Annotated in this window: 2 protein-coding genes; both read left to right on the top strand. The window is 47.4% G+C overall.

Going from position 1 to position 887, the window contains the following annotated elements:
• Positions 1–452, top strand: a 452-nt coding sequence (locus tag IE181_RS14535) for a hypothetical protein (RefSeq protein WP_191254338.1), incomplete at its 5' end; no start/stop codon positions are given.
• 134 nt (positions 453–586) lie between these two features.
• Positions 587–829 carry a helix-turn-helix transcriptional regulator gene (locus tag IE181_RS14530; RefSeq protein ID WP_191254336.1) on the top strand — a complete coding sequence of 81 codons (243 nt, stop codon included), beginning with the start codon at positions 587–589 and terminating at the stop codon, positions 827–829.
• Positions 830–887 lie beyond the last annotated feature (58 nt).

Below are 887 nucleotides of genomic sequence, written 5' to 3'. Positions count from 1 at the left end.
AAACAACGCTGAAACAAGTCCATAAATTAGCCTCAAAACTTGCTACAGCTCTTGACAGTCTTGATGAGGTTTCAGCATCCCGCCTTTATAGTGCTTACGTGAGAATTGAACGAACCAAACCCTTACCTGGCTTCGGCGGATACATGAGGGATGAAGCTTTCTCTACAACAATTAAATCACCCGCATCACTGGCCCAATATGCTGAAGAAGCGGCGAGATACAAGCCTACCATTAGTAAAGGCCGGACAATCCTTGTCAGTGTTGAAACATTAATCTTAAACCTCAAATCTTATTGGGAAGATACTCTTGGGCGTAAATTTACTTATGACGAACATGAAGGCGAAGGCATCACCGACGCCTTTCTGTTTTGTCGTGACGTGTGTGCAGTTATTACCCCTGACATCCCAGCAACCGCTATCGCATCCAAAATGCGCAAACTTATAAGCAAGTAAATTCACTGAGATTAATAGGGGGGTATTTACCCCCCTATTAATCTCAGTAGCTTCGAATGACATATATCCGACCTGAGTATTTAATGACGTCACGACGTACTACTGCGTCGCAACACATAACTAAGAGTCATATTATGTCACACTCAACTACCGCTGCAGTGGCAGCGCCTTTACTAAACGAGCGGCAAGCCGCTGCATACCTTAACCAAAGCATTCGCACCCTGCAGGGCTGGCGCTTACGCGGCGGCGGCCCGCGCTTCGTCAAAATATCGGGCCGGTCCGTCCGTTACCGGATAGAAGATATCAATACCTGGATTGAAGGCCGGATTGTCGCCAATACTTCTGAGATTGTCGGGGAGCCTGCCAATGATGCATAGACCTGATATCTTTGCCGATACCCGTTCCAGACTGCACCCGAAACTGGAACTACTCGTC

Source organism: Kordiimonas sediminis (assembly GCF_014656395.1).
In the GTDB taxonomy this organism is placed as follows: Bacteria; Pseudomonadota; Alphaproteobacteria; order Sphingomonadales; family Kordiimonadaceae; genus Kordiimonas_A; species Kordiimonas_A sediminis.
This window is presented reverse-complemented; position numbering and strand designations above follow the sequence as displayed.

Coding starts and splice junctions, on each gene's coding strand:
- IE181_RS14530 (WP_191254336.1), top strand. CDS start 587: ATGTCACACTCAACTACCGCTGCAGTGGCAGCGCCTTTACTAAACGAG.